Consider the following 17,292-nt stretch of genomic DNA (forward strand, 5'->3'; position numbering starts at 1 on the left):
ACGACCCTTCAGCCGGTATGTCTTCTGCCTGCCATCCAAGGCATCCAACTCTGTTTTTATTATCATATCACTTTTTGCAAATATAAACATTTCTTCACTTTTTGGCGGTTGTTCCATAATGTATTAGTAGCAAATCAGTTGGGCGGGGATACGGAGGGGAAATAGTTGTTACATCCACGAGTAAAGGAGTTCAAAGAGTTTATGGAGGAGAGGCCAGATTTAAGGCGGATGGTGCGGAAGCGGAGCCTTACATTACAGGAGCTTTTTGAGGAGTGGCATTTATCAGGAACTGTCACCTTCAAGGAAGAAGAGGACAGTCGCAATAAATCGGAAACAAATTTTCAGTCAGCGGACTGGACAGTTAAATTAGCAAAAGTGCTGTCATTATTTGAAGGGATGAAATGGAGCAATATTTTATCCGACGTACAAGGAATGTTAGAGATGGCACAAATTTATTTAGCTGATTTAGCAGAACAGCAGAAAGAGAAAAAATAAATGAGCTGAGCTCATACGTTCACAGGAGGGATAGGATGAGACAGGAGATTATGGAAAAAATAAGAACAAATAAAGAATGGCGCAATTATTTACGAAAAGAACCGTCCTGGTACCGGTTGTTAAGTCGCAACCCTTATCAAATAGAGGAATTTGAAAGGGCTAGTCTACAATTTTACAAAAAGACCTTCCCTGATCGGTTAGGCCGTTTAAACGATGGAATACAGATGGCTTCGGCTTTAATGTATATGATGCAATCGCAATTCTTTCAACCTGCACCTCAAGCAGCCCCCCAACCTGAAGAAGCGTCCGAGACAGCGGCGCAGCCAGAAGAAGCGGCGGAACAGACGGGAGAAATGAGCGGAAACGAGCAATAAAAATCGCCGAATATGCACACACTACCTGAAAAGGAGTGTGGGCAATGAAGTGGTTAATCGTCATTTTTGCAATGATTACCTTGTCAGGATGCAGAACAAATATTCCAGAACCAGAGGCAATTTCTCCCTCTGCTTCAATAGGAGAAGCAGAGGCCCAGACAACTGAGAAAACTTGGACTGTGAGGCATTTATTAAGAGGGAATAACGTATTTGTCGAATTAATTGTGCCAGGTGTTTCTTTCTCAAATAATGGGACAAATTCACAACAGAAGGGGCAGGTGTCTGTTTACGTGAATGGCCAACATTATCAAACCTATCATACTGCTGCTTTTATTGTAAAAGGGTTGCATTCAGGCAGCCATCAAATAGAGATTAAATTAACCGATGAAGCGAACCGTCCGCTCGGTTATGAAAAATCGTTTGCTGTATCCATTCCGTAAATAGTTTTATTTAACAGATAATATGTTAAAATAGGGAATGGAGGTGGGCTAAATGCTTACAGCTACAATTGAAAAGATTAAAACTGTAGAACAAGCTGAGGAGCTTGCACATATGATTCTTAAATCGGAGGTAGCTCAACATTATCAGTCATGCTACTTTCTTTTATATACAAACCCTGTCACAAAAGAAAAAATCAATCGGTTTAGCCGGCTGAAAGATCAATATGAAGAAGTACAACGATTTGGACGTTATCATCCGGATTATAGCAGGGTCATGAAAGAAGTGAGGGAAGCAAAGAGAGAAATGGATTTAGATGAAAATGTCGCTGCTTTTCGGGTGGCTGAAAATGAATTACAAGCCTTGCTTGATGAAATTAGCGTCGTAATTGGCCGGGCTGTATCAGAAGGAATTAAAGTTCCAACAGGCAATCCATTTTTCTCATCGGGCTCTAGTTGTGGTGGCGGCTGTGGTTCTGGCTCAAGCTGCGGCTGCTCCGCTTAATAGCCGGCTGTTTATCTCTATAAGCGGACTTGCTCTTAGGCAAGGGGAATGATCTATTCGCAATCGAGTGCCGACCAAGCAACCTTTTGCGTTTTTATCACATTGATTCAGAGGGAGATATTATGTTTATTGATCGACAAGCTGTCATTGTCTGGCTTCACAATACAAAGCCAGTCAAATCGTTGCGAAAATATGGGAATGTTCATTACGTATCGAAGCGCATGAAATACGCGGTAGTTTATTGTAATCAGGATGAAATTGAAGAAGTGACGGAAAGATTGAATTCATTATCGTTTGTTAAGAAAGTGGAGCCATCTTTTAAGCCGTTTTTGAAAACAGAGTATGAAAACTCAAAACCCGATAAAGCAAAAGAATATGATTACAAAATCGGCGTATAAAAAAGCAGGGGACTCCCCTGCTTTTTGTTTTTATCGGCCTAGCGTGCAAGAAGATGGTTGAGCCGCAGAATACCGATCAGGTGCTGGAAGTAAAGCTCCGTCTCTGCAAAAGCAGAGGAAGGTTTTACATCCATTTCTATAAGGGGCCGATTTAACGATTCAGCCGTCTCCTTAAATAGATCAAAGCGCTTGTTTGGCGTGCTGTGCGGGTAAGGAATCCCTTCACGGCATATGTAAATAGGCTGGAAATCCCCCGGGTCTGTTGGTGAAAGAACCACTGCCAGAGAAGTCATCTGGCGACCTTCCTCTGATGAGTGGAAAGCAATCATATGTGTAAGGCGATGGTGATTATTACGGACAATTTCAAGAAGCTCATATACATCTGAATATCCTTCTCCAAGTTCGATAAATCGCTGAACCAAGCTAAAACCTCCATTTCTGTAATAGGGACTGATGAAAGCCTTCTTATTGTACCTTTACAGGGAGAGAAGCTCAAGTTGCAAAAAGAGCGCACTAACTTATATGCTGGGCTATCTAACATTCCGATTTGAAAAAAGATTACTCCAAACGAAAGTAGTTTCTCAAGTGAAAAGGATAATTTTGTAGGTAAGTTAATCAGGTTGATGAAAAGCGGAAAGCATGCTGCTTCCTTCATTCATTGTTCATTTATATTTTTCATTAATAGGTTAAGTTCTTCTTCCAATGATGTGCCATTTCTTTTTTGAGAAATCTCGAAAGGTTTGTTGTAAAGACAGGCGTGTTTCAAAGCCAGAAATCCATCAAGCGGAAATGTATCGTTTTGCCATTCTTGGCGATACCCTAAAATTCCCCGTTGTTTTATTATCCGATCTAACTCTTTTACTATACAAAAAACAAACTCATCAAAGTTACACTTTGCCTTTAACACTTCTCTTGGCAAATCTGTATTCTTTATTCTATCTACAAGTGGATTTTGAATTTCTGTAATTATAATTTCTAAGTCTTCAAAATCGCGCTTGAATTCCCAACGCAATAAAAAAGGGCCGGTCTGCCACTCAATACCGCCATTCCTTTTATGAAAAGCCCCTTCTTTCCAACTTAGTTTACACAAAGGATGAACAGAGGCTAAATATGTAACCAGATCACCAAGAGCGTCTGAATGAAAAGTAGGGTAAAACTCAAGCCTTTGATCATTAATTTCCAGTACACATGTGGCACTGCCACTTTTAATGTTTGTATAAGCAAATTTCAAGTTAGGTCACCTCATTATTTATACAGTAGTCTTACATGTATTTCTTTAACCTAATAAAGAAACCCTTCTTTCTTCTGCATGCAATGACAAGTAAACGACTACAATATGTGCTGCGTACATAAAACTGTAGATTTTCGGCTGTTTACAGGACTAATTTGCTATTTTATAATTGGGTTGAATTAACTAGAGAAGGCGAGAATTATATGCTAAAAAAATCCATGTTGTTTATCTTTTTTTGATAGTTATTTCCGGAACCGTACTGCTTATTCAATGGATAGGCTATGAAAAAACGTCTATGGCCTCTCAAGAAGCAAGAGTAGATCAGGAAATTCATGTAGAGCATAAAGAGGCAGGATTGTTTGTTAAACATACATTTACACGTTTAAAAGCGGAGGAACCTTTGTCTATCATCATGCCGCCTAATGCTTTAAAGGCGTCCTATAACAAAAAGGAAGGAAAATGTTCTTTTAGGGGACAAAGTGCCAATATCATTCCAGCAGGAGAAACGTTCTCGATTACTTACTCAGTGAAGCTCCCTTCCTTTGGAACGACCCTTCTATTATCCGACTGGTCGATTAAATTAAAGGAAGCAAACGCAGAGAATACAATCATCCACTTTACAGAGGAACAAATGAGAGAAGGTATGTGGTTTTCGGGCTTGGGATCTTCGAAGATGAAGAAGCTAGACTTGATTGATTATTATCTATTTCAAGGAAAAGGCCAGCCCGGAGCGTTGTATTGGCAACTAAAACCATTAAAACAATGGAAAAATGAGAAGCTCGTTGTTTATGGAGAGTCTGAAATCGGGCTTGATCATCAGCAGCTTGATCTTATAGGAAAATCATTGGTTGATGGGGCCACCATTATTTTTACAGGTCAACATCCTTCTTATCTGTCCGACCGCTTGATCATAGTAAAGGACAATCAACAGCTTTCTCGGCTGGCAGAAAGTTTTATCACGAGCGAAGTGGGGCAGAACTATCATTTTAAAGAAAGCGAGGAGTGGCTTGCATTTTTAATTGCTTCTTATAAGCTTGGCCGACCGACTGGCTCTGAAAAAATAAGAAGAATGTATAATCAGTTAAATGAGCAATTGACAGAGGAGGAGGAGGCCCAGTGGAAAAAGCAACTTTTCGATTTAACGAAAGAGCCAATTACAGCTGAGCAGCTGGATAACATTCTTTCAGAGGTGAAAGGAGCTAATACAGCTTTTTTCGTGAAAAATAAAAATGAAAACAAGCCTCTTCAATCATTATTTTTTTATGATTCCCGCTCAATCGAAGTAAATGGGTCTGAAACTGAGATGCAAGCAATTGTTCAGAACGGTCAATTGTTTTTCCCACTCACTGAAACACTTCAGTCGCTTGGATACGAGGTGAAAAATTTAACAGGTGAAAAATCGTTGCTCGTTAAACGAAAGTATAACACATACCGTTTTTATCCTAGCCAGCACCGCTTTATCTTAAACGAAGAGAAGTATGGGTTATATGAAAATGCCTTGCAAACATACGAAGGTCGGCTTTACATTAATCAAAAGTGGCTGCAAAAAATATTTTTAGTAGAAGTACAAAATAAACAAAGCATCTATATTCAGGATCTTGATCTATAAAAAATGCCCTGCTGAACTGTTCAGCAGGGCCCTTCTATGTCTATAGTAGACAGAAGGCAAAGGGAGAGGAGAAACTGGAGAAAGAACTCATGGGGAATATAAGTCTTCTCCGTGATCGACAACATCCCGAGTGATGTTGTTATTAGTAGTATGAACCATTTGGGAAGATTTTAAACGTTATTTATTAGAAAATATGCAGGATAATTATCAAAGAAACCTGCTGGATTCACCTAATGAGTTATGGTAACATGAGAAAGAAAATCTTTGTGAATGGTGAATATATATATGAGAGTCATATCAGGGACGCAAAAAGGCATGCCGTTAAAAGCTGTTCCAGGGAACAGCACTCGGCCGACAACTGATAAAGTAAAAGAATCGATCTTTAATATGATCGGCCCTTATTTTTCAAGTGGCATCGGCCTTGATCTCTATGCCGGTAGCGGCGGTCTTGGAATAGAAGCATTGAGCAGGGGCTTTTCGAAAATGATCTTTGTTGATAGAGATATGAAAGCGATTCAAACTGTAAAGGCCAATTTAGCTGCTTGCCGTTTTTCCGATCAGAGCGAAGTGTACAGAAATGATGCAGAACGGGCACTGAAGGCAGTTGTCAAACGGGGTCTTGTTTTTGATGGTATTTTTTTAGACCCTCCCTATGCAAAGCAGCAATTAGAACGTTTGTTAAAGCGGATTGATGAGCAAGAACTGCTGGAGCAAAATGGTTTTATCGTATGTGAGCATGGTTCTGACCATACCTTGTCAGAGGAGATCGGCAGACTGCGACAGGTGAGAATGGAAACATATGGCATTATCCGCGTGTCAATTTTTAAATGGGGGAAAGAATAAAGGGGGAGTATCAATGGCAAGCATTGCCGTTTGTCCGGGCAGCTTTGATCCGATCACGAATGGACATTTAGATATTATTCAAAGAGGCGCTAAGATCTTTGATAAAGTATATGTAGTTGTATTAAGCAATTCATCTAAAAAACCGTTATTCTCTGTTGAGGAACGAAAAGAATTAATTAGTGAAGTGACCAAACATCTGCCAAACGTAGAAGTAGATAGCTATAACGGATTGCTGGTAGATTATGCAAAAGAAAGAGAAGCAAAGGCAATCCTGCGTGGGCTGCGAGCAGTTTCAGATTTTGAATATGAAATGCAAATCACTTCTATGAACAGGGTACTCGATGAAAACCTGGAAACATTTTTCATGATGACTAACAGCCAATATTCCTTTCTTAGCTCCAGCATCGTAAAGGAAGTGGCGAAATACAATGCCGATATTTCCGATTTGGTGCCGCCAGCTGTGGAAGCAGCTTTAAAAGATAAGAGAAAAAGTAAATAAACGTTATAAGACGGTTGAATATATTCAGACGGAAAAACACCCTCACTTAACAGAGGGTGTTTTTCTAATTATTTCTTAGCAGTGGCATAATAAAAGAATAGATAAGCGATCAGCATCCCAATAGTGAAAATCGGCCCAATTTGCTGTAAATAAAGCAACAGTTTCTCCCAGATTGTTTTTTCATAAAGAAAAACAGGTATAGCAGGCTGAGTAACTTCGGGATTGAAAGATTGCTCATACACCGGCTTCCATAAGAGGAAGGCAAAAATGGCTGCATATATGCCATGAAGAAAGCGAGCAAACAAAAATTGCCGAAAGCGTATATCTGTATCTGCCAGAATACTGGCTACCTGGGCATGGACACTAAGGCCACTGAAGGCGAGAACGAAGCTAACAACAATTACCTGCTCCATCAGATTAGCAGGTTGGACTTGACTGATCATTTGGCTGCCGAGGGTGATCTCGAATAAGCCAGCGATAAAAGGCACACTCAACTCAGACGGCAAGTGAAGAAAGGACAGAAGTTGAGCTGCTCCTGTTGCAAGAAAAGAAGTAATATTCATATGAAAAAGAATCTTATTGAGTACGGAAAAAAGAATAATAAATCCGCCGATCATAAGCAACGTATGAATGGAAGAGAGAACGGCATCCCCCATCAGCTTTCCAATGGGTCGTTGATCTTGGCTTCGGGCTTTGTGCATGGCGGCAAAAGCCGAAGAGACTGAAAAGGAAGAAGAGGAATCTGTTTTTTTCTCGTTTTTTGCTCCGTAAAATCTCATGGTTAGCCCTACAAAAAAGTTTCCCCCATAATGAGCAGCGGCCAGCAGAAGCCCTAAATGAGAATTATAGAAGAAGCCGACTGAAACGGCTCCGAAAATGAAAAGAGGATTGGATGAGTTGGTGAAACAAACGAGACGTTCTGCTTCAAGCTGGGACAGTTCGCCGTTTTGCCGAAGGCGTGCCGCCAACTTTGCACCGGATGGAAAGCCCGAAGCCATCGCCATCGCCCATACAAATCCGCCCGCTCCAGGCACCCTGAAAAGTGGGCGCATAAGCGGCTCCAGCAAAACACCGATAAGATTGACGACCCCGAGGCCAATCATCATTTCAGAAACGATGAAAAAGGGAAGTAGCGAAGGAAAGACGATTTCCCACCACATATTTAATCCTCGAATGGATGCTTCAAATGAAATTTCGGGAAAGATAATTAATGAACCAGCAAAAGCCGTAACGCCCATAGCTAAAAGAATGGTTTTTACCTGGGTAGACGTCAACTATTCATACCTCCTGTTCTTCAAAAGCCAGGCTCTATTCTAGGATTCGTTTGATGTTTCAGGTAAAATAGCATTAGTGAGCAGATGGATAGGAGTCTGGAAATAATAAAGAAACTTGTCCTGTTTTTAATCAATATACTCATACAATCGAGAAATAGACCATAGCTTAAAAGAGAAATCTGCACACGGGGGGAATACATTGACTCGTCCGAAAATAGGTGTGGCTCTGGGAGCAGGAGGGGCGAGAGGCTTTGCTCACATTGGCGTATTAAAGGCACTTAAGAAAGCCGACATTCCCATTGATATGATTGCTGGTAGCAGCATGGGTTCTTTTGTGGCCGCTTTATATGGGACTGGCCACGATATGGAGCAGCTTCATAAGCTTTCTACAGCATTTCGCAGAAAATATTTTCTGGATTTTATGATTCCTAAAATGGGTTTTATCGCTGGGAAAAAGATAAAAAATTTTATCCGATTGTTTACTCATGGAAAAAATATTGAAGATTTAAAAATTCCGGTAGCCATTGTAGCAACTGACATTAAAAATGCCGAAAAAGTCGTCTTTAAAAAAGGACCGGTTGCGGATGCTGTTCGAGCCAGCATTGCCATTCCCGGTATTTTTGTCCCGGAAAAAGTAAACGGCCGTCTGCTTGTGGATGGCGGTGTTATTGATCGGGTACCCGTGTCTGTTGTTAAAGAAATGGGAGCCGATATTATTGTTGGGGTTGATGTATCATCTGTAAAAAAGAGCGCTGAAATTCAAACAATTTTCGATGTCATTATGCAGAGCATTGATATTTTGCAAATGGAGATTGTAGCCAATCGCCAGACTGCTTCTCACGTAATGATTCGCCCGCCTGTGGATATGTATAGCTCGAAAGCTTTTACTCATATTAATGAGATCATCACTGCAGGCGAAGAAGAAACCCAACGGCGAATACCGGAAATTATAGCAGAGATGGAACACTGGAAGGAGAAGCCGCATGAGAAATAAACGCACGAGAAATAAATGGCTGCCGCTTGTTTATGTTTTGGTACTTTTGTTAATTGGAGCGTCTTTTATCAATTTACCTTATTATGTGATGAAACCAGGGGAGGCCCATGAATTAAAACCAATCGTCGAGGTAGCTGGAGGGGAAAAAGATCCTGGCACCTTGATGCTCACGACGATTAAAATGGGAGAGGCAAACTACCTTTCCTACGCGATTGCTTCACTTCGTGATTATGAGGAGATCGTGCCTGTTGAAGAGGTGCGCAGTCCACATGAAACGAATGATGAATACAACGTCCGCCAGCAATATTTAATGACCAATTCACAGCAAAATGCGATTACTGTGGCGTTTGACGCAGCGAAGAAGCCCTATCATTTTCTCTATCAAGGAGTGTATGTGTTAAACGTGTTTCCGGGGATGCCAGCAGAAGGGGTACTGCAGGCGGGCGACCGTATCATTGCTATAGATGGCAAGGCGTTTAAATCTTCTCAGATGTTCACCGACTATATCCAGACGAAGCGGCCTGGCGAGAAAGTAACGATTACATTTATTCGAAATAAGGAAAAGTTGGAGAAAGATATTGCACTCAAAAAGTTTGAAGGAAATAATAAGAAAACAGGGATTGGCATTGGACTGACAGATCAAAAAAATTAATCAGCACTCCAAAAGTAAAATTAAAAGCCGAGTCTATAGGTGGCCCGTCTGCTGGTTTAATGTTCAGTCTTGAAATATACAATCAGCTCGTAAAAGAAGACATAGCTAAAGGCAGAAAAATTGCCGGTACTGGAACGATTGCACCCGATGGAACAGTGGGAAGAATCGGAGGGATTGCTCAAAAAGTGGTTGCGGCCGATCGAGCAGGCGCAGAAATCTTCCTGGCACCAGACGATGAAATTTCACCTGAATTAAAAAAGCAAGTGCCTGGCATTGTATCTAACTATAAAGAGGCATTACGCACCGCTAAAGATATTGGAACAAAAATGAAGATCGTACCCGTGCATACATTTGATGAGGCGTTACATTATTTGCTTACAGAAACATAAAATGAAAAGTTCCTTAAAGAAAGGTCTTTAAGGAACTTTTTATAAGCTTAAGGCAAAATTACTGGATGTTCGTTAAATTCGCTGTGAAGAAGGGAATGAGAAGAGCAGGAGGACAAGCCTAATGCATAAATTTCGGTTGCTTTTAAGTCAAGAGCAAGCATTTCTTTGAAGGCAGCTGGCTTAGTAATTAGCGGAAGAGACATACTCTTTTTTATTTTGCTCAGATAGGTGCGTCCCTGTTTGTTCATTCCGAGCAGACGAACATATCGTACTGCCTCCATAGCTGTTGCCATTTCTTCTTTTGAGACATGCAATAAAATGTGGACAAGGGCACGCTGTATTCGTGTCCAGGTATACCGTTTTGTTTTAACCGCCTGCATAAATTCAGTAAAATTAGTCGCTTGGCGAGCTGTCTCTTTTAAACGATATTCAATTCCTTCTGAGACATCATATATTTGTGCTAGTTCTTCTGTGGAGCTGGATAACAGACGATACTGAAGGAGCGGCCAGTACATGTTCCACTCATGAAAATGGCTATAGGTGTTTAAATAGCGATGTAATTCATCAAATGTAGTGGCGGGAACATACGGTTTAATCGTCTGAAGCTGGCCTTGCTGTTCAGCAATAGCCTTGCGAATGCCAGTGGCGCTCGCAATGGACTGGTTCCCCAATGTAGCCTCGTGAAAATCGGCTTGCTGGCGTTTAATGGTAAGCGGCTCCATTGGCTGCGAAAGGATTTTGTTTGCCCGCACATAATGAAACCCCAGAATGTTGTTAGGCTTCGATAAGTCGAGCGGCAGCTGCTGGCCAAAGAAGGACTCTCTTGCCAATGTCTGCGCCTTGGGGAAGCTAAAACCCTCATTCATGTATTTACGAACGAGCGGATTAAGCTGCTCAGCAGACTCTTCCATTCGATGGATTGTCTCTACAAAAGGAGCAAGCTGCCCATTTTCACTACCAAAGCAAAATGAATCACAAAACAGTTCATGGAGAATCGAAATGGCTCCTTTAGCGAAATATTCCGCTTTTTGAACCGAAAAAACATAGGGTAATTCGACCACGATATCTACACCGTTTTGCAGAGCCATTCGTGTCCTGGTCCATTTATTGACGAGAGCTGGTTCACCTCGTTGCAGGAAATGCCCGCTCATGACTGCAACCACTACATCTGCCTGGGCTGATTCACGCGCTTTTTGAGCATGATATAAATGTCCGTTATGAAAAGGGTTATATTCAACGACAATGCCAACTGTTTTCATTAGAATGTTCCTTTGTTATGGTTAGTGTTAGTATTATTGTTAGTTAGTACAAGGCGAATGTCAATATGTATTGTTATTAAGTTTTCTTTCTTAGCTATTAAGGGAAGAGGTGTTTTTCCAATCTGCTGTTGCACAGAGCGAGCACCTTTCACTTTTCTCGTGTCCAGCTGTAGCGGCTAGACTCTCGGTCATAAGCCGTCACGCCGGTGTGGCAAAAAGCATCACTTTGGCGGTCCGCCTTATGTCTGCCGAGTCTAAACAGCCGCTTCCGCTTTTCGTGTCCAGCTGCAGGTGCTTGTGCGTACGGAGATTTCGCTCGCTCTGTCAGAGTTTGAAAAGGCAACTCCTCGTCGAGAGCTCCAATCTGCTATCGCACAGAACGAGCACCTTTCGCTTTTCTTTAATGTCAAGAAAATATATTGACAAACGTTTTTGTGAAAGCTATAATTACTTTTGTTGCCTTGAGGTGATAACGATGATGAAATGGTCAATTATTCAATTACAAAAATCTCGTGATACAGGCTTGCAGATTGACGAAATGGTAGATATGAGCCATTTAGAAGCCCGGAATACGGAGATTAGACATTTGCCTCCAGTTCATGTGACGGGACGAGCGGATATTGGATCAGACAAAGTAACTTTTCAATTAGATGTAAAAGGAAAGATGATCCTGCCGTGTTCGCGTACACTTGTTGATGTGGAGTATCCATTTGAATTCTCTTTGTTGGAGACATTTATTTTAAAAGCTTCTTCGTTCAGTGAATATGAGGAAAACGAAGATGTTCATTTAGTAGAAGGCGATGTTGTTGACTTGAATCCGGTTCTAGAGGAGGCAATTCTTCTCGAAGTGCCGATGCAGGTGATTAGCGATGAAGCAGATGAACACACGATTTCTGCCGGAAAAGGGTGGGAATTCCAAAGCGAAGAGCAAGCTTCAGAAAAAGAAACTAAAGTGGATCCGCGATTAGCAGGGCTGGCAGACTTTTTTAAATCGGATAAAAATTGAGAAGTACCAGCTAATTCTGGCTTCACATACTTACATTTTCTTTTAAGGAGGTGGAAATAATGGCAGTACCTTTTAGAAGAACATCTACTACGAAAAAAAATAAACGCCGTACACACTTTAAATTGCAAGTACCTGGTATGACAGCATGCCCAAATTGCGGTGAAATGAAACTTGCTCACCGTGTATGCAAAAATTGTGGAACATATAAAGGAAAAGAAGTAGTAAGCAAATAATTGATTCGCCTACCTGGCGATCCTATTTGTGAAAAACGCGAAGAGACCATGGCTCTTCGCGTTTTTTATATTGAAGACAGGAGTCGGGAAAAGCTACAATAAGAAGAAAAGGAGGGGGACAATGGAGTATCTGATCGAGCAGCTACCTAGCGGGATATTGGTCTTTAAAATAACGCGTCCTGATAAAAGAAATGCTGTTAATTTTAAGGTGATGGAAGGATTGGAAGAAGCGATCGAACGTGCTAAATTAGCAGATGTTCGAGCACTCGTCATTACGGGGGAGGGAGAACAGGCCTTTTGTTCAGGTGGCGATCTGTCTGTATTTCACGCATTACGCACAGAGGAAGAAGCACATGAAATGCTGTCGAGGATGGGAGAGATCTTATATAACCTGGCTGTGCTTCCGAAGCCAACGATTGCATTAATTAATGGCACAGCGGTAGGCGGAGGCTGTGAAATTGCTACAGCATGCGATTTTCGTATAGCAAAGATAGGGGCTAAGTTAGGGTTTATCCAGGGCAGTCTGGCGATAACGACCGGCTGGGGAGGCGGGACTCTTCTCTTTGAACGAATCGATGCCGCACATGCATTAAAGCTGCTAACCGAGGCATCTATTTACCGTGCGGAGCAGCTTGACCATATTGGGATGATTAGCCAAGTAGTTGACGAAGTAGACATCACGGTGGCAGAACGTTTTTTAGAAGAAGAACGATCTATGCAAAGTGAAGTCTTATCGGCATATAAGCAGATTCAAATCCGCAAATGGCAAGCGAGTGGTTTATATGAACGGATGATGCAGGAGGTACGGCAATGTGCTGTCCTTTGGGAAAGAGAAGAGCACCATCAGGCTGTGGATGTGTTTTTGAATAGAAAAAGGTAAGAAAAAAGAAACCTGCCGCATTTTATAGAGCTAAACATGCGGCAGGTATATAGCAAAAGCTAATCAGCTGATTTTTTGGCTTGTTGTAGCAGCGGGATTCCAAATTAGCCGTGAGCTGTTTTCCGAAAGAGGAGCAAAGTCCATTTTTTCCCAAAAAGAATGTGACTTCACTTTTGGTTTTGTTAGAATAGGCAGGCTGAATGACTTGGCGAACTCTACAAGCTTTAAACCAAGCCCTTTATGCTGATATTGAGGAAGGACTTCTAGCTTCCAGATTTCCAAGTATTGTTCAGGCCCGTTTTCAAACAAGGCGGAGCCATCTTTCTTTACATAAAGACACATCCGGGCAACGAGCTTGTCACCATAGTAAATACCGTAAAACGGAGAGGTGGCATTGTCTTCAACCATATATATTTGGAACTCTTCAAGCATGGAAAGTTCCTCTAGCCCATACTCTTTGAAGCTTTTAAATTCGTCCATGGTCTTAAAATTCATTTTAAGGTTCTCAACTGTTATTGCCATATTTCTTACTCCTCCTCTGTCTATATAGAAAGTATAGAATTTTATTAAGCTTATAGTTACATTCATTATATAATAGAAACAGACAGAAATGAATACCCCCTCTGGGAACGCTTTCAATTTTGGGGATTTACTTAAATAATGGTTCATTTCTTGTGAAAGGGGCAAAAATGAGGTGAAAATTGGAGTAGTCGGCGGTGGAGCGGTCGGGATGTTCTTTGCAGCAAGCTTGGCCGAGTGGTTTCCTGTTACTCTTTTTACGCGAACGAAAGAGCAGGCGGATAAGGTTAATCAACAGGGGATTATCATAGAAGAGAGGGGAACTGCATCTGTTCACTTTGTTCAAGGGGCCTCTATTGATGAGCTTCCTGAATGTGGATTAGACTGTCTAGTTGTCGCAGTAAAGCAATACACGCTACCGGCCATCCTGCCGCTGTTAGAAAAAACAGGTCCATATCCTGCGCTCGTATTCTTGCAAAATGGGATGAGCCATATAGAAATGATTAAAAGCCTTCCTCAGAAGCAAATATACGTGGCTGCTGTTGAGCATGGCATCCTCAAATCTGATCTTGTGCGCATTAATGTTCGTGGGAGAGGAAAAACAAATATAGCCGTATTCCGGGGTGATCAACAAGCGGTTAAGGTCATGACAGAGCAGGCTAAAATCAGTTTTCCTTTTCAGTGGTGGGAAGATTATGAGACTATGCTGCTCGGAAAATTGGCGGCTAATACGGTAATCAATCCGCTAACAGCTATTTTAAGAGTGCCGAACGGGGAGCTCATAAGCAATCCTCACTATTTAAAAATGGCTGAAACGGTTTACCAGGAATTCACTGCTGTGTTTGGCAAGAAGCTTAACGAAGGGGCTTGGGATGAAATTATGCACATATGCCGAACGACTGCTGCAAACCATTCATCTATGTTGAAGGATATCGAGTCTAAGCGCCCTACCGAAGTTGATGCCATCCTAGGCTATGTCCTCTCACAGGCAGAAGAAAAGGAAATCGCTCTTCCGGTATCAGCGGCTTTATACCATATGATTAAGGGAATAGCTTACGGGAAGAAAGAGTGAAGCGCAACGTTGTTTCTTTTTTCGGAGAAATGATATACTCAAACAAGTAAAATGCGCGAAGAAAGGAAGTACATATATGGAGTTGGAATCACTTTCCGTTCCTGCAATCAACCGGTTTGCCTCCCTCTACTTAAAACAGGAAGCACCGGTAACGGACTTTTTTCATTATAACTTATCAGATAGAAGAAATGCTTATAAAGAAAGAGCCGTAGATTTGCAGGCACGCACTTATAGAAGGGCGTCCCTTGCCGCATGCATTGAGACGTATATGAAGCCTTTTTCCTTTTCGGAAGAAGTGAGGGTTTCGCTAGAGAAATTAAAAGATGAACGTTCCGCTGTTGTAATTGGAGGCCAGCAGGCTGGTCTTTTAACAGGCCCTCTTTACACTGTTCATAAGGTCATTTCAATTATAAAATTGGCCCAGGAAAAGGAAAAAGAATTAAATATTCCTGTCGTCCCAGTCTTCTGGATTGCCGGGGAAGACCACGATTTTCTCGAGGTTAACCACGTGTATGTTGAAAGTGAATTCTCTATGGAAAAAATGTCTTACCCTGAGCGAGTCATCGGGAAAAGAATGGTTTCAGATATTCAATATGATAAGCAACAGATGAACAGCTGGGTCCAAAAAATTTTCTCTATGTTTGGAGAAACTGATCATACGAAAGATCTATTGGAGCATGTTCGTGAAGAAGCTGAAAAAGCGGAGACAGTGACCGGTTTTTTCAGCCGGCTGATCCATTCTCTGTTTAACCGCTACGGGCTATTGCTTATCGATTCCGCTTATAAACCATTGCGGGAATTAGAAAGGCCTTTTTTCAAACAATTAATTGAACAGGTAGAGGAGGTCACTAGAGCCGTTCGCGATGGACAAAAAATTATATCTGATCAGGACTTTAATCCATTGATTGAGTTAGCTGATTCTGCTGCTAATTTATTTCTTTATGAAAATGAAGAGAGGGTTCTGTTGGAATATGATCCGCAGACACAGATTTTTTTCAGTAAAAATGGTGATACCCAATATACGAAGGCGGAGCTGCTCGCTCTTCTTGAAGAGGAACCAGAAAAATTCAGCAACAATGTCGTTACCCGCCCTCTTATGCAGGAATGGCTGTTTCCAACGCTTGCCTTTATTGCAGGTCCTGGGGAAATTGCTTACTGGGCAGAACTTAAAGGGGCGTTTGAACAGCTTCACATGAAGATGCCGCCGATTGAAGCACGCTTAAATATGACTCTCATAGAAAGAGGAATCGTCCGGAATTTAGAAGAGCTTCAGCTCTCACTCCCTTCAGTCGTTCAAAAGGGAGCGAAGGAACAAAAAGAGAAATTTTGGAATTCTGTCAGAGATGATCACTTTCATGAGTTGATCGCTGGTGTTCAACAATCTTTGATGGACCAATATGCTGAGATTGAAAATCGCGCCCGTCATCTTCATAAAGAAACAGTGCCTATTGTTTTAAAGAATCGTGACTTTCATTTAAATCAGCTTGCTTTTTTGACTCGCAAAACAGATGAAATGATTCAAAGACGACACGCTATTGTGTTGAACAAGTATGACAAATTACAAAATGCCCTTAGACCACTCGATTCTCCCCAAGAACGTATACGGAATGTATACGAGTATTTAAATAAATATGGCTTGGAGTTTATTGATGAACTAATGGCACTTGATTTTACGTTTACTGGTGATCACTATTTAGTAAAGATATGAACGCTTTGAGCCAAATGAGCTATTTCAAAAATAGAGTAGACTCATTTTAGACTGTCGACAAACGTGTGCTTTCTTTGTTGCTCGTCTGATTGTAGGGCACGTGAACTTTCTAGTCATTTCGCTCCCTGTCAAACTGTGCACTTTGAGAGTCAAAGGCTGAGAATGTGCAGGATAGACTATGTTTACATTTTAGAACAGCTGCCTTAGAAGGCAGCTGTTTTTTTATTGCCCGGGAAAATCCTTCAATTTTCATAAAAACTATGTCGTTTTTGAAAGCATATGTTTAGTGGTGCAGAAATTTTTCCTCCATGTTCCCCATCCTTAAATGACTATGTAGAAATAAAGCTTTTCTCAGGAGAAAGTATCGAACGAAAATGGCTGAAGCGAAGAAGGGAATTCTTCACTTCTGGAGAAATGAAAAATAGTGGAGATAAGTGGGGGATGTGGTACAGTTAGGATTGGAAGTGGAGGGAATAGGTATGTTCATGGGTGAATACCATCATCATATTGATGCGAAAGGCCGTTTGATCATACCTGTTAAATGGCGTGAGCGTTTAGGCGAAAATTTCGTGCTTACGCGAGGGCTTGACCAGTGTTTGTTTGGTTATCCATTAGAGGAATGGCAAGCGCTGGAAGAAAAATTGAAAGCTCTGCCATTAACAAAGAAGGATGCTCGTGCTTTTATGCGTTTTTTCTTCTCAGGGGCCAATGATTGCGAACTTGACAAACAGGGCAGAGTCAACATTCCATCGACACTCTCTAACTATGCCCGGCTTGAAAAAGAATGCGTGATTCTTGGAATATCCAACCGCATTGAGATTTGGAGCAAGCCAATATGGGAAGACTACTTTATGAAATCGGAAGAGTCATTCTCTGAAATAGCCGAAAAAATGATTGACTTCGATATTTAGAATT

Annotated in this window: 20 protein-coding genes and 1 pseudogene; 16 read left to right on the top strand and 5 right to left on the bottom strand. The window is 41.4% G+C overall.

Annotation, left to right across the window (positions count from 1 at the left end):
• The first annotated feature begins 165 nt into the window (after positions 1-165).
• From ylbD to CJ483_RS20220, 5 genes are all read left to right on the top strand, one after another.
• The gene (gene ylbD, locus CJ483_RS20200) at positions 166-495 is read left to right on the top strand and encodes a spore coat protein YlbD (RefSeq protein WP_120037048.1); all 330 of its coding nucleotides are present in this window, start codon (positions 166-168) and stop codon (positions 493-495) included.
• Between the two features lie 35 nt (positions 496-530).
• Complete coding sequence (locus tag CJ483_RS20205) at positions 531-869, top strand: YlbE-like family protein (RefSeq protein WP_120037050.1); 339 nt, start codon at positions 531-533, stop codon at positions 867-869.
• Positions 870-913: 44 nt separating this feature from the next.
• A complete protein-coding gene (locus CJ483_RS20210) occupies positions 914-1,309 on the top strand; it encodes a hypothetical protein (RefSeq protein WP_120037052.1) in 396 nt (131 codons plus the stop codon).
• Positions 1,310-1,361: 52 nt separating this feature from the next.
• Entirely contained in the window at positions 1,362-1,811 is a 450-nt protein-coding gene (locus CJ483_RS20215) for a YlbF/YmcA family competence regulator (RefSeq protein ID WP_120037054.1), read from the top strand.
• A 122-nt stretch (positions 1,812-1,933) separates the two neighbouring features.
• On the top strand, positions 1,934-2,209 hold the full coding sequence (locus CJ483_RS20220) for a YlbG family protein (RefSeq protein WP_120037056.1): 276 nt from the start codon (positions 1,934-1,936) through the stop codon (positions 2,207-2,209).
• Between the two features lie 38 nt (positions 2,210-2,247).
• Here CJ483_RS20220 and CJ483_RS20225 read toward each other — a convergent pair whose 3' ends face one another.
• Together CJ483_RS20225 and CJ483_RS20230 are read right to left on the bottom strand one after the other, a co-directional pair.
• Positions 2,248-2,631 (bottom strand): DUF7147 family protein, encoded by a 384-nt coding sequence (locus tag CJ483_RS20225; protein ID WP_120037058.1) that lies wholly within the window; start codon positions 2,629-2,631, stop codon positions 2,248-2,250.
• A gap of 233 nt (positions 2,632-2,864) precedes the next feature.
• The gene (locus tag CJ483_RS20230) at positions 2,865-3,440 is read right to left on the bottom strand and encodes a hypothetical protein (RefSeq protein ID WP_120037060.1); all 576 of its coding nucleotides are present in this window, start codon (positions 3,438-3,440) and stop codon (positions 2,865-2,867) included.
• A gap of 295 nt (positions 3,441-3,735) precedes the next feature.
• Here CJ483_RS20230 and CJ483_RS20235 point away from each other — a divergent pair, with 295 nt between their 5' ends.
• The 3 genes from CJ483_RS20235 to coaD all read left to right on the top strand — a co-directional run bounded on the left by CJ483_RS20235 (position 3,736) and on the right by coaD (position 6,391).
• Positions 3,736-5,049, top strand: a complete 1,314-nt coding sequence (locus CJ483_RS20235) for a stalk domain-containing protein (protein ID WP_120037062.1) — start codon at positions 3,736-3,738, stop codon at positions 5,047-5,049.
• A 285-nt stretch (positions 5,050-5,334) separates the two neighbouring features.
• A complete protein-coding gene (gene rsmD / locus CJ483_RS20240; RefSeq protein WP_120037064.1) occupies positions 5,335-5,892 on the top strand; it encodes a 16S rRNA (guanine(966)-N(2))-methyltransferase RsmD in 558 nt (185 codons plus the stop codon).
• Between the two features lie 13 nt (positions 5,893-5,905).
• On the top strand, positions 5,906-6,391 hold the full coding sequence (gene coaD / locus CJ483_RS20245; protein WP_120037066.1) for a pantetheine-phosphate adenylyltransferase: 486 nt from the start codon (positions 5,906-5,908) through the stop codon (positions 6,389-6,391).
• Positions 6,392-6,459: 68 nt separating this feature from the next.
• On the opposite strand, the gene ylbJ is transcribed toward coaD, so the two are convergent.
• Positions 6,460-7,665: a sporulation integral membrane protein YlbJ gene (gene ylbJ, locus CJ483_RS20250; protein WP_120037068.1), complete on the bottom strand. Its 1,206-nt coding sequence runs from the start codon at positions 7,663-7,665 to the stop codon at positions 6,460-6,462.
• A gap of 199 nt (positions 7,666-7,864) precedes the next feature.
• Here ylbJ and CJ483_RS20255 point away from each other — a divergent pair, with 199 nt between their 5' ends.
• Together CJ483_RS20255 and CJ483_RS20260 are read left to right on the top strand one after the other, a co-directional pair.
• Positions 7,865-8,659: a patatin-like phospholipase family protein gene (locus CJ483_RS20255; protein ID WP_120037070.1), complete on the top strand. Its 795-nt coding sequence runs from the start codon at positions 7,865-7,867 to the stop codon at positions 8,657-8,659.
• Positions 8,649-9,700, top strand: a pseudogene (locus tag CJ483_RS20260) (SepM family pheromone-processing serine protease). The gene CJ483_RS20255 and the pseudogene CJ483_RS20260 overlap by 11 nt, the downstream one beginning before the upstream one ends.
• A gap of 47 nt (positions 9,701-9,747) precedes the next feature.
• On the opposite strand, the gene CJ483_RS20265 reads toward CJ483_RS20260, so the two are convergent.
• A complete protein-coding gene (locus CJ483_RS20265) occupies positions 9,748-10,959 on the bottom strand; it encodes a nucleotidyltransferase (RefSeq protein WP_120037072.1) in 1,212 nt (403 codons plus the stop codon).
• Positions 10,960-11,434: 475 nt separating this feature from the next.
• Here CJ483_RS20265 and CJ483_RS20270 point away from each other — a divergent pair, with 475 nt between their 5' ends.
• From CJ483_RS20270 to CJ483_RS20280, 3 genes are all read left to right on the top strand, one after another.
• Entirely contained in the window at positions 11,435-11,965 is a 531-nt protein-coding gene (locus CJ483_RS20270) for a YceD family protein (protein ID WP_340854792.1), read from the top strand.
• Between the two features lie 59 nt (positions 11,966-12,024).
• Positions 12,025-12,198: a 50S ribosomal protein L32 gene (gene rpmF / locus CJ483_RS20275; RefSeq protein ID WP_041099796.1), complete on the top strand. Its 174-nt coding sequence runs from the start codon at positions 12,025-12,027 to the stop codon at positions 12,196-12,198.
• 121 nt (positions 12,199-12,319) lie between these two features.
• Positions 12,320-13,078 carry an enoyl-CoA hydratase/isomerase family protein gene (locus tag CJ483_RS20280; protein WP_120037076.1) on the top strand — a complete coding sequence of 253 codons (759 nt, stop codon included), beginning with the start codon at positions 12,320-12,322 and terminating at the stop codon, positions 13,076-13,078.
• 63 nt (positions 13,079-13,141) lie between these two features.
• Here the strand turns inward: CJ483_RS20280 and CJ483_RS20285 are convergent, their stop codons facing one another.
• Complete coding sequence (locus CJ483_RS20285; protein WP_120037078.1) at positions 13,142-13,600, bottom strand: GNAT family N-acetyltransferase; 459 nt, start codon at positions 13,598-13,600, stop codon at positions 13,142-13,144.
• A 172-nt stretch (positions 13,601-13,772) separates the two neighbouring features.
• Here CJ483_RS20285 and CJ483_RS20290 point away from each other — a divergent pair, with 172 nt between their 5' ends.
• From CJ483_RS20290 to mraZ, 3 genes are all read left to right on the top strand, one after another.
• Positions 13,773-14,669, top strand: coding sequence for a 2-dehydropantoate 2-reductase (locus CJ483_RS20290; RefSeq protein WP_120037080.1), 897 nt, complete (start codon positions 13,773-13,775; stop codon positions 14,667-14,669).
• A gap of 76 nt (positions 14,670-14,745) precedes the next feature.
• Positions 14,746-16,377, top strand: a complete 1,632-nt coding sequence (bshC, locus tag CJ483_RS20295) for a bacillithiol biosynthesis cysteine-adding enzyme BshC (protein ID WP_120037082.1) — start codon at positions 14,746-14,748, stop codon at positions 16,375-16,377.
• 479 nt (positions 16,378-16,856) lie between these two features.
• Positions 16,857-17,288, top strand: coding sequence for a division/cell wall cluster transcriptional repressor MraZ (gene mraZ / locus CJ483_RS20300; protein WP_120037084.1), 432 nt, complete (start codon positions 16,857-16,859; stop codon positions 17,286-17,288).
• The last annotated feature ends 4 nt before the right edge of the window (positions 17,289-17,292 follow it).

This window comes from Bacillus sp. PK3_68 (assembly GCF_003600835.1).
Lineage (GTDB): Bacteria > Bacillota > Bacilli > Bacillales > Domibacillaceae > Pseudobacillus.

Coding starts and splice junctions, on each gene's coding strand:
- CJ483_RS20220 (WP_120037056.1), top strand. CDS start 1,934: ATGTTTATTGATCGACAAGCTGTCATTGTCTGGCTTCACAATACAAAG.
- rsmD (WP_120037064.1), top strand. CDS start 5,335: ATGAGAGTCATATCAGGGACGCAAAAAGGCATGCCGTTAAAAGCTGTT.
- CJ483_RS20265 (WP_120037072.1), bottom strand. CDS start 10,959: ATGAAAACAGTTGGCATTGTCGTTGAATATAACCCTTTTCATAACGGA.
- CJ483_RS20210 (WP_120037052.1), top strand. CDS start 914: ATGAAGTGGTTAATCGTCATTTTTGCAATGATTACCTTGTCAGGATGC.
- CJ483_RS20285 (WP_120037078.1), bottom strand. CDS start 13,600: ATGGCAATAACAGTTGAGAACCTTAAAATGAATTTTAAGACCATGGAC.
- bshC (WP_120037082.1), top strand. CDS start 14,746: ATGGAGTTGGAATCACTTTCCGTTCCTGCAATCAACCGGTTTGCCTCC.
- rpmF (WP_041099796.1), top strand. CDS start 12,025: ATGGCAGTACCTTTTAGAAGAACATCTACTACGAAAAAAAATAAACGC.
- CJ483_RS20215 (WP_120037054.1), top strand. CDS start 1,362: ATGCTTACAGCTACAATTGAAAAGATTAAAACTGTAGAACAAGCTGAG.
- CJ483_RS20235 (WP_120037062.1), top strand. CDS start 3,736: ATGGCCTCTCAAGAAGCAAGAGTAGATCAGGAAATTCATGTAGAGCAT.
- CJ483_RS20270 (WP_340854792.1), top strand. CDS start 11,435: ATGATGAAATGGTCAATTATTCAATTACAAAAATCTCGTGATACAGGC.
- CJ483_RS20205 (WP_120037050.1), top strand. CDS start 531: ATGAGACAGGAGATTATGGAAAAAATAAGAACAAATAAAGAATGGCGC.
- coaD (WP_120037066.1), top strand. CDS start 5,906: ATGGCAAGCATTGCCGTTTGTCCGGGCAGCTTTGATCCGATCACGAAT.
- mraZ (WP_120037084.1), top strand. CDS start 16,857: ATGTTCATGGGTGAATACCATCATCATATTGATGCGAAAGGCCGTTTG.
- CJ483_RS20280 (WP_120037076.1), top strand. CDS start 12,320: ATGGAGTATCTGATCGAGCAGCTACCTAGCGGGATATTGGTCTTTAAA.